Below are 8,286 nucleotides of genomic sequence, written 5' to 3' on the forward strand. Positions count from 1 at the left end.
TCTCTGGCAATCTTGAGCCAGTACGAGATCGTTGATTTGCCGATCGAGTACTGCTCCACGGCTTCAGAGATGCTGAGCTCCTTGCTCAGCAGGCGCGCTGCGACGTTGTCTTTGAACTCCTGCGAATATCGCATGTTTTGCCACTCCATGAAAGGTTGAAAGGGTGGCGAAAGTTAGTATGACATCTAATGCCGCAACCCAACCCATAGAACCGATGCCGGAAAAATGGGACGAGGAATTTGATGTCGTCGTGATCGGCTCTGGATTTGTCGGGCTTGCCGCTGCGATTGAAGCGAAGCTTGCCGGCAAAAGCGTTGCCGTCTTTGAAAAGATGCGCAACCCGGGAGGAAACTCCATCATCAACGGCGGCATCCCGGGCGTTCCCGGCACACCCATGCAGAAGAAGGAAGGGATCGACGACTCTCCCGAACTCATGATGGAAGACATGCTCCGCGAGGGACTCGGCCTCAACCACCCGGACAAGGTGCGAAAGCTCTGCGAAGAGGCGCTTCCCACGTGGCAGTGGACGATCGACGAGCTCGGCGTCGAATGGAACAGAGACCGCGTCTCCCAGGGAGGCGGCCACTCGGTGCCGCGCTGCTCGATCATCAAAAATGGTTCGGGTTCTGGCATTGTTCTGAAGGAAATCGAAAAGCTCAAAACGCTTGGCGTCCCGATCCGCACCCGCGTCCTGATGGAGCGCATCATCCGCGACGCGGACGGCCGCGTCAAAGGCGTCATGGTCCGGGAAGGCTACCGGTTCCCCAATAAGGATTCCGGGAAGACTAAATTCCTCAAGGCTAAGCGCGGACTCGTTCTCGCGCACGGCGGCTTCGGCGCCGACATTCCCTACCGCACGATCTTCGACCCGAAGCTCACGGCCGAGATCGGCACGACCTGCCAGCCGGGGGCAACCTCCGAAGCCTGGCGCGAAGCGGACCGCATCGGCTGCCAGATGATTCAGACCGACTGGATTCAGTGCGCGCCGTAGACCTCGCCCACCGAAAAAGGCATGGGCATTGTGCTCTTCTTTGCTCAGGGCGCGGCAGCGATGTTCGGCGTCTGGGTTGAGGACAAAGGCGGCACGCGCTTCATCAATGAACTCGCCAACCGCAAGGTCCGCGCCGACGCCATCATGACGCTTCTCAACAAAGGCACGAAGTGCTATGCCGTGGCGGATTCGCTCGGCACCGCGCCGATGGAAGTCTCGCAAAGATGCTCGAGCGCGGGTGCGTGAGGAAGTACGAGACGCTCGAGGCGCTCGCTGACGGCGAAACAATCAATCTCGAAGGCCTCAGGGCAAGCATTGCCGAGTGGAACAAGGCCGTGGAAGAAGGAAAGGACGCGCACTACGGACGCTACGTCAACAAGCTCGCGAAGCCCATGTCGCAGGGTCCCTGGTACGTGTCGCAGATGGTCCCCAAGGTCCACCACTGCATGGGCGGAATTTTGACCGACATGGCCGCCCGGCCGATGGACTGCACCGCGAACGAACCGATCCCCGGGCTCTTCGCCGCCGGCGAAGCCACGGGCGGCGTGCACGGCGCCGTTCGTCTCGGCTCCTGCGCCATTACGGACTGCATCGTCTACGGGCGCATTGCCGCAAAGAGCGCTGCTGCCGCCTCTCCGTGAGAATAACGAACGGATAGTTCCCGGCGCGATGCCCGGGAACCTCAACCCGGGGATCGCACCGCTCTTCCCGCGTCACTCCCCTCCCGGCTTCTCTTTCAGGATCGCTCGGGAGGCGTATTGACCCTGTATCGATTGCATAGTCTATAGTTGCGCTACCCGTAATTCATTCTCATTCCCAGGAATGCCAGATTCTCCCCGTAATACACCCTCCTGCCGTCTGCGCTTTGCCGTCACGGGCATGAGCTGCGCTGCGTGCCAGGCGAGGGTTGAAAAAGTTGTCTCCAAGGTCGATGGCGTCGATTCGGTTGCCGTCAACCTGCTTAAGAACTCGATGGAGGTGACCTCGCACTGCGCGTCGCCCGAAGAAAAGGATGCGCTCACGAACCTCATCGAAGCCGCCGTATCCGAGGCGGGCTACGGCGCCGAGCGCACGGACGGCCGGAAGGCTTCTCCCGAAAAAGAGCGCGCGAGCCGCTCGGCCGAAGCTGAAGCCGAGGCCCGCGCCATCCGCACTCGCCTCACCTGGTCGATCGTCTCCCTCGTTCTTCTCATGTATGTGAGCATGGGAACCATGATGGGGCTCCCCGCCCCCGATTGGCTGGGGTCCGATGCTTCGGGCTTGATGCGCGGCATTCTGCAGCTTCTTCTGTCGCTCCCGCCCCTCTTCCTCAACCGGGTGTTCTTTACGAGGGGCCTCAAGGCCCTCGTGATGCGCGCGCCCAACATGGATTCCCTGATCGCTGTGGGTGCAGGGGCGGCATTTCTATACGGCGCCTGGGTGCTGCTTGAAGCCGCCTACTATGCCGGGCTGGGGGGAACCGATCACGCGCTTCACCTCGCGCACGGTCTTTACTTTGAATCCGCCGCCATGATCGTGACGCTCATCACGGTCGGGAAGTGGCTCGAAGCCCGCGCGAAGGGGAAGACCACGGACGCCATCGTACGTCTTGCCGCGCTCGCCCCCAAGACCGCGGTGGTGCTCCGCGACGGGAAGGAATCCACCATTCCTGCGGAGAGCGTTCAGAAGGGCGACACGGTGATTCTCCTCACGGGAAGCACAATTCCGGTCGACGGCACGGTGCTCGAGGGTTCGGGAACCGTAGACGAATCCGCCATGACGGGCGAAAGCATTCCGGTCGAAAAGAAGACGGGAGACACCCTGATGGGCGCCACTCTTGTTTCCTCCGGACGCTTCGTCATGCGCGCCGAGCGCGTGGGGGAAGACACCGCGCTCGCGCAGATCATCCGGCTCGTCGACGAGGCGACTTCGAGCAAGGCCCCGGTCGCGAGGCTTGCTGACCGCGTGGCCGGGATCTTCGTTCCCGTCGTCATCGGCATCGCACTTCTCACGCTCATCGTCTGGCTCCTTCTCGGAGAATCCTTCGGATTCGCGCTCACGTCCGCCATTTCCGTTCTCGTCATTTCCTGCCCCTGCGCGCTCGGCCTTGCGACGCCGACCGCCATCATGGTGGGCACGGGCCAGGGCGCGAAGCGCGGCATTCTCTTCAAATCCGCATCCGCACTTGAACTTCTCGGCCGCGTCAACGCCGCAGTGCTCGACAAAACGGGCACCGTTACGACGGGGAAGCCCGAGGTCACGGGGATTTTGCCCACAGCTCCCGGTCTTGAAACGCCGCTCCTCATCACCGCAGCGTCGCTCGAGTCGGCTTCAGAACATCCGTTGGGCGCCGCCATCGTGCGGGCAGCCAAAGAAAGGAGCCTTCCCGTGCAGCCCGTCGACGACTTCCGTCAGACCGCGGGTCAGGGCATCTCCGCCCGGATCGGCAAGCGCCGCTGGTTTGCCGGAAACGCCCGCATGACGGAGGCCTTCGGCTTCACGCTCCCTGGTACGCTCGAAGCCGCCGCGAAAAAAGCTGCCGAAGACGGCGAAACCCCGCTCTTTATCGGTTCTGAACCGACGGCCGACGCGTCCGGGGCGCTTCTCGGCCTCATCCGCGTTGCCGACCAGGTGAAGCCCGACTCTGCGGCAGCCGTCAAGGCCCTGAAGCAGCTGGGCGTCGCCGTTACGATGCTCACCGGCGACAACCCTGTGACGGCAAAGGCCATTGCCGCACGCACCGGGATTGAGAACGTGATTGCCGGCGTTCTGCCTGCCAGTAAGGCCGAGGAAGTCGAAAAGCTCAAAAATACCGGCGCGCGCGTCCTTATGGTGGGCGACGGCGTCAACGACGCGCCGGCACTTGCCGCGGCCGATGTGGGCGCCGCGATCGGCGCGGGCACCGATGTTGCGATTGCTTCCGCGGGCGTCGTTCTCATGAAGAGCCGGCTCTCCGACGTTGTGGAAGCCATTGAGCTCTCGCGCGCAACCTTGCGCAATATCCGCGAGAATCTCTTCTGGGCATTCATCTACAACGCCGTCGGCATCCCGATCGCAGCCGGGGTCTTCGCCTCTCAGGGCCTGACCCTCTCCCCGATGCTCGGCGCCCTCGCGATGAGCCTCTCCTCCTTCTCGGTCGTCACGAATGCGCTGAGGCTGCGCTTCTTCCGGCCGAAGCTTGCGGGCAGCGATGCTGCTCTCCTTTCAGAACCCCAGTCCGCCGCGCCTGCGGCAAAGGAAAAGAAAATGTCTCAGAAGACCATTCATATCGAAGGCATGCACTGCAGCCACTGCACCTCGGCCGTTGAAAAAGCGCTTCGCGCGCTTCCCGGCATCGACGCAGTTGAAGTGAGTCTTGAGAAGAAGAGCGCCGTCGTTGAGGCCGATCTCTTCGTGACCGATGAAATGCTTAAAGCCACCGTTGAAGGCGCCGGCTTCAAGGTGACCGGGATTGATTGATAGAAACAGTACGCCGCAAACCTCTCTTTTCAAAGAGGGGACAAGGCGTACCCATTTTTGGAACGTGAAGTAACATAGCCATATGCGATCTACTACTTCTTCCTACATCGTCGAACTCCCGCTTCGTGTAAACGATCAGCAAAATCGTTTTCTCGAAAAGGCATTCGAGTTCGGCCGCATGCTCTACAACGCGACGCTCGGGACGGCTCTCGGGCGTCTTCAGCGCATGCGTGAAACGAAGGAGTGGCGGGAAGCACGGGACATGCCGAAAGGCAGAGCCCGCACCAAGGCCTTTACTGCGGTTCACAATGCTTTCGGCTTGAATGAATTCGGCTTGGTAACTATTGCCAACGATCATCGCAAGGCCAGCGGTCGAAACGACATTGGCTCACATGAAGCCCAAAGCATCGGCAAGACCGTCTGGCGGGCTTTGAAGCGCTACATGTTCCAGCAAGGCGGCAAGCCGCGATTCAAGTCCTTCAAGCGCGGACTGAACTCCATTGAAGGTACAGACAATCACGAAATCATGTACAAGCCCGAGCAGAAAGCCATTGTCTGGCGCAGGAACGGCATTAAGTACATGAAGCCCGACACGGACTACATGAAGGAGGCGCTTGCCTCGGACCGTCGCGTGAAATATTGCCGCATAGTGCGTCGAACGCTCAACGGCAAAAAACGCTGGTTTGTTCAGCTCGTTGTCGAGGGTGTGCCTCCCGTTCGCAAGGTCTATGCGCCCAAATGCGAAGTGGTCGGCATTGACCCGGGTCCGAGCCGCATTGCGTACTTTCATGAGCACCATGCGGCCATTGTTGAAGTAGCTCCAAACGTCGATTTACAGGAATCGAAGATTCGACTGCTTCAGCGCAGGATCGACCGATCCAAAAGGGCGAACAATCCCGACAACTTCAATCCTGACGGAACCGTCATAAAAGGTTCCCTCAAATGGATCACAAGCAATCGCGGACGCAAGCTGTTGGCAAAACTTGCTGAACACCACAGGCGGTTGGCAGCGACCAGAAAGCGCGACCACGGCAAGCTGGTGAACGATCTGCTCCAAATCGGCGGCACGATCAAGATAGAGAAAAACAGTTACCGATCCTATCAACGCAATTTCGGAAGATCGACCAATCGGACCGGTATGGGCGAGTTTGTTGCACACCTCAAGCGCAAGGCTGAAAGCGCCGGCTGCGAGGTCATTGAACTCGACGCATACAAGCTGAAGATGTCGCAGTACGACCCGGCAACGGATTCGTACCGAAAAAAGCCGCTGAAGGAAAGGTGGCATCGCTGGGGGAACTCAGACACGCTCGTGCAACGAGATGTCATGAGTGCATCCCTCGCATGTCATGCAACTAAAAAAGGACACGACCGAGCCCTTCTCTTGCAGAAGTGGACGACTGCGGAAGCACTGTTGCGCGGCAGCGGTCTGTGTCGTCAACAACCTCGTAGCGATCAAGGAGAGCCGCAAGGTTCTTCGAGACTCACGAAGCCGAATTGCGCGAGCAAGGAGGAACGGGAAAGAGGTCTGCCGCAAACACTTTGTTCAATAGGTGACGTTCAGGCGGCATTGCCCCCTGAAAAAGCCTTGAGAGTGTCATAGTGAATCCTCCGTTTTTAAACGGGGGAGCTTCAATCCCTTTGACGAAACCTCACCCGGCAGACGGAATCCATTTCCTCTGCCGGGACTGCCTGCGCACCCGTCTTATCGAGGCTCATATGGGAAACGTGACTACTCCCCGTCCAATTCTTTGAATTGGGCGAGGCTTCTCGCTTCTTCGGTCACAACCCGGATCTCACCGGGATTTACACGACCTCAGCGCGCATTGGGAGAGGATGTTTCTCTCCGCAGGACGGGTAGCCCCTGCGCCCTCAGTATTCTGATGCCTTCAACCCGGATGTTGGCTGCAGCGTTGCCGTCGCGGTCATGGTGAGCGCCGCAGTGCGGGCACGTCCATTCGCGCGTAGCAAGATCAAGCTTCTCAAGCTTGAAGCCGCAGCAGGAGCACGTCTTTGAAGAGGGATAGAAAGTATCGATCTGTATGAAGTACTTTCCTTCCCGCTTCATTTTGTAGGCAATCATTCGTAAGAGCTCGCCCCAGGCGGCATCAGCAATCGATTCCGCCAGGTGGTGGTTCTTCATCATGTTGATGATTCTTAAACTCTCCGCAGCCAGCGCTTGGCTTTCGTTCACGAGTCGCGAAGAGACCTTGTGAAGGTTGTCGGTGCGGGCATTCGCCACGCGCTTATGCGCGCGTGCGAGCCTGCGGCGCGCCTTCTCGCGCCGGCGGTTGCCCTTCTTTGTTCTTGAAAACTGCCGGCTTCTGCGGCGCAGCGTCTTGCGGGCATGTTTCAGATGCTTCGGGTTCGGTTCCTTACGGCCGTTTGATACCGTAAGAAGATCCTTGATGCCGACATCAATGCCGATGACCTGATCCTCATAGATCTCCTTCAGAGGTTCCTTTTCAGCAAGACCATCCTCCCAGAGCACGACGGCGTAATAGTCGCCGGCGGCATCGGCTTCAAGCGTGATGCTCTTCGCCTTGCCTGCGACCTCGCGGTGGATGCGGGCCTTGATCGGCTCCATTTTCGGCACCCGCACGTAGTTGGCCCGACGGAGACGTTGGTGCAGTGATAACTCGACTGCGGACCTCTGCGGGATTTGTAGTGAGGAAAGCCCGCTCTTCTCTCAAAGAAAGCGCGGTAGCCCTGAGATTCCGCACCGATTCCTGAAGCGCCATGGAATCGTATTCCCTGAGCCATGCGTACTTTTTCGACTTCTTGGCTCAGGCGATGAGCGGCTTGATCTCGTGAATGAGGTCAAGCGATACGCCCCGCGTACGGTAGTAATGTTTCTTGAGAAACGGCGCCATGATCCAGCACTTGCGGACAGCACCCCACTGCGCCCAGAGAAAAGCTTCCTGTGCGGCAGTCGGGTAGATGCGGAATTTCGCGGCGCGCGAGCATGTGGCGGTCAATGAGATTCCGATGTCCGACGACTATGAAAGAGCGCGTCACAGCGTGACGAAGCTCCACGTGCATTTGAGCTTCACAACGAAATACCGGCGCAAAGAATACCGGCGCAAAGTTATGGCACCGGAAGTGCTGGAAAGCGTGTTTGCCGCACTCAGGATTATTTCAAGAAGTATGGACGTAAAGCACTCCCTGAGGGCACGCCGGGAGAAGGCGTCATAGCCCGCAAGGAACGCATCGCGCATTTCTGCGTATCGGCTTTGCGAAAGCTCGAACTCTGCGCCCTGAATGAAGGCAAGCCACCACGCCAGATACCGGTCCGAAAGCTCCTAACGAACCCGGCGATAGTCGGGCGAGAGCACCGGACGCAGCGGCGCAATCAACCCGCAGTTCTTTTCCAACCGGGAAAGGAAGCTGCTCGCAGCAACGGAACCAAACTCTTCCTGCAGTTCTTCGCGCTTCGTTTTGCCCGATGCAAGCGCCTGAAGAATTCGGTGAACGTTCCACGCACGCTCGAATTCCGACTAGAAGGAAGGTTCGCAGACATTTATTCCCTGACACTCGTCGATGCAGATGTTGATCGGGCGCGTTTTGCCGACGGCGAGCATATAGTCGACCACCTGCGAGAGCCGCTCGAATCGCGGCGGGAAAGGCAGATCCAATGGGTCCATGACGGTGCGCGTCCACGCCTTCACCAGCGCACTCTGAGTCAAACGGGAGCAAAAAAAACATCTATGACAGCAAGTTGTCACCCCGAATGATGAAAACGAACAAGTTCGCTCGGATTGTTAAGGATGCTCTGAGCAAATCGAAAGATAATGCATTAATTGTATAAATATCAAATATATGATAGAATATATCTATCATGAATAGATTTGCGAGAGGCT

Annotated in this window: 9 protein-coding genes; 6 read left to right on the forward strand and 3 right to left on the reverse strand. The window is 58.6% G+C overall.

Annotation, left to right across the window (positions count from 1 at the left end):
* Positions 1 to 178: 178 nt before the first annotated feature.
* The 5 genes from GBM95_RS12750 (at position 179) to GBM95_RS12765 (ending at position 6,029) form a co-directional block, all read left to right on the forward strand.
* Positions 179 to 991 (forward strand): FAD-dependent oxidoreductase, encoded by an 813-nt coding sequence (locus tag GBM95_RS12750; RefSeq protein WP_226963276.1) that lies wholly within the window; start codon positions 179 to 181, stop codon positions 989 to 991.
* 21 nt (positions 992 to 1,012) lie between these two features.
* Positions 1,013 to 1,237 carry a hypothetical protein gene (locus GBM95_RS12755; protein WP_226963277.1) on the forward strand — a complete coding sequence of 75 codons (225 nt, stop codon included), beginning with the start codon at positions 1,013 to 1,015 and terminating at the stop codon, positions 1,235 to 1,237.
* The gene (locus GBM95_RS12760; RefSeq protein ID WP_226963278.1) at positions 1,216 to 1,632 is read left to right on the forward strand and encodes an FAD-binding protein; all 417 of its coding nucleotides are present in this window, start codon (positions 1,216 to 1,218) and stop codon (positions 1,630 to 1,632) included. The genes GBM95_RS12755 and GBM95_RS12760 overlap by 22 nt, the downstream gene beginning before the upstream one ends.
* A 181-nt stretch (positions 1,633 to 1,813) precedes the next feature.
* Entirely contained in the window at positions 1,814 to 4,429 is a 2,616-nt protein-coding gene (locus tag GBM95_RS10260) for a heavy metal translocating P-type ATPase (RefSeq protein ID WP_152159009.1), read from the forward strand.
* Between the two features lie 82 nt (positions 4,430 to 4,511).
* Entirely contained in the window at positions 4,512 to 6,029 is a 1,518-nt protein-coding gene (locus tag GBM95_RS12765; RefSeq protein ID WP_226963279.1) for a hypothetical protein, read from the forward strand.
* A gap of 213 nt (positions 6,030 to 6,242) precedes the next feature.
* On the opposite strand, the gene GBM95_RS10270 is transcribed toward GBM95_RS12765, so the two are convergent.
* A complete protein-coding gene (locus GBM95_RS10270) occupies positions 6,243 to 7,013 on the reverse strand; it encodes an RNA-guided endonuclease InsQ/TnpB family protein (RefSeq protein ID WP_152159010.1) in 771 nt (256 codons plus the stop codon).
* Between the two features lie 199 nt (positions 7,014 to 7,212).
* Positions 7,213 to 7,404, reverse strand: a complete 192-nt coding sequence (locus GBM95_RS12770) for a helix-turn-helix domain-containing protein (RefSeq protein WP_226963280.1) — start codon at positions 7,402 to 7,404, stop codon at positions 7,213 to 7,215.
* A gap of 10 nt (positions 7,405 to 7,414) precedes the next feature.
* On the opposite strand from GBM95_RS12770, the gene GBM95_RS12370 reads away from it, so the two are divergent.
* Positions 7,415 to 7,621: a hypothetical protein gene (locus tag GBM95_RS12370; RefSeq protein ID WP_193222665.1), complete on the forward strand. Its 207-nt coding sequence runs from the start codon at positions 7,415 to 7,417 to the stop codon at positions 7,619 to 7,621.
* Positions 7,622 to 7,923: 302 nt separating this feature from the next.
* Here GBM95_RS12370 and GBM95_RS12375 read toward each other — a convergent pair whose 3' ends face one another.
* Positions 7,924 to 8,094: a hypothetical protein gene (locus tag GBM95_RS12375; protein WP_193222666.1), complete on the reverse strand. Its 171-nt coding sequence runs from the start codon at positions 8,092 to 8,094 to the stop codon at positions 7,924 to 7,926.
* Between the last annotated feature and the right edge of the window lie 192 nt (positions 8,095 to 8,286).

The organism is Sutterella seckii (genome assembly GCF_009183815.1).
In the GTDB taxonomy this organism is placed as follows: Bacteria; Pseudomonadota; Gammaproteobacteria; order Burkholderiales; family Burkholderiaceae_F; genus Sutterella; species Sutterella seckii.